Source organism: Arthrobacter sp. HMWF013, from assembly GCF_003061105.1.
In the GTDB taxonomy this organism is placed as follows: domain Bacteria; phylum Actinomycetota; class Actinomycetes; order Actinomycetales; family Micrococcaceae; genus Arthrobacter.
In genome coordinates this window covers 1-1,251 of record NZ_QAIQ01000635.1, presented here as the reverse complement: position 1 = coordinate 1,251, position 1,251 = coordinate 1, and the positions used below count along the sequence as shown (strand labels likewise).

3 protein-coding genes are annotated in these 1,251 nt (G+C 60.1%); all 3 read left to right on the top strand.

Annotated features, from left to right (window positions below; translation table 11 throughout):
* The first annotated feature begins 56 nt into the window (after positions 1 to 56).
* Complete coding sequence (locus DBR22_RS21120) at positions 57 to 719, top strand: TetR/AcrR family transcriptional regulator (protein WP_108600604.1); 663 nt, start codon at positions 57 to 59, stop codon at positions 717 to 719.
* 51 nt (positions 720 to 770) lie between these two features.
* On the top strand, positions 771 to 995 hold the full coding sequence (locus tag DBR22_RS21115) for a DUF3107 domain-containing protein (protein WP_108600603.1): 225 nt from the start codon (positions 771 to 773) through the stop codon (positions 993 to 995).
* Positions 996 to 1,007: 12 nt separating this feature from the next.
* Positions 1,008 to 1,251 (top strand): hypothetical protein (locus tag DBR22_RS21110; protein WP_108600602.1); only part of this gene is annotated, 244 nt, incomplete at its 3' end.

Genomic DNA, 1,251 nt, shown 5'->3' with positions numbered 1-1,251 from the left:
CGGTCATATTACCGCACAGTAAAGTGGAGATAACTGCAAGGGAAAGTAGGACAACTGTGGTCCATGAAGCACGGGCTGACCGGGCGTCCGGCGGCGAACCTGCCGTACCTCCGCGCACGGGACAACGATCGGCCCGGCTTCCCCGGGATGAGCGGCGCGCGCAGCTGCTCGCGGCGGCCCAGGAGGTCTTCGTTGCCAACGGCTACCACGGTGCCGCGATGGACGAGATCGCGGAGACTGCCCATGTCAGCAAACCGGTGCTGTATCAGCATTTCCCCTCCAAACGGGAGCTGTATATCGCCTTGCTGGACAGCCATCTCGCTTCCCTGACGGATCTGATGCTTGGCGCGCTGAACTCCACCACAGACAATGACGAACGCGTTCAGGCTGTGATGCGGGCGTACTACCGGTTTATCGCCAGCGACGACCAGGCCCACCGGCTGGTCTTCGAGTCGGATCTGATCAACGATCCCGACGTCAGCTCCAGGCTGGAAACCTTCAACAAGACTTTCGCTGATGCTGTGGCACGCGTCATCGCCGAAGACACCAAGCTGCCGCACCTCGAGGCACAGTTGCTGGGCCGCGGATTGGCCGGAATGGCCCAGGTCAGCGCCCGCTACTGGCTGGAAACGGACGGTAATCTTGACCTCGATGTGGCCAGCGACCTGATTTACCGTTTAGCTTGGCGCGGAATCTCGCGCTTTCCCAAAGAGACCTAGACTACAAATAAGAGACACAAAATAAATTTTGATTGGCTGGGAGGCCCCGCATTGGAAATTAAGATCGGCGTACAGAATATTGGCCGCGAAATCGTCCTGGAATCCAACCAGGACGCCGACGCCGTTGCCAAAATTGTCGAAGCGGCCATCACCAAGGGCAGCGAGCTTCGCCTGACGGATGACAAGGGACGCGTCATCATCGTTCCCGGCAATGCCTTGGGCTACGTGGAAATCGGTGCCGAAGAAGCCCGCCGCGTCGGTTTCGGCCAGTTCTAACCGCAGGCATCCATGCTTTCGCTCACCATTGTTGTCCTCGCGACAGCGGCCGCCGGTTTTATCGTCTGGGCAAATGACAAACGCCATACCCGGTACGGCATGGGCCTGCCCGCAGGGGTTGCCGTTGCCGTGGGCGCGTTCAGCTGGATCATTTTCATGGCGGCAGGTTTGGGCTACAAGCCGGGGCTGACCTGGATCCCCTGGGTCCTGCCGATGGTTCTCGGCACGGCGGCGGCCATTGGAGCTGTCATCTACC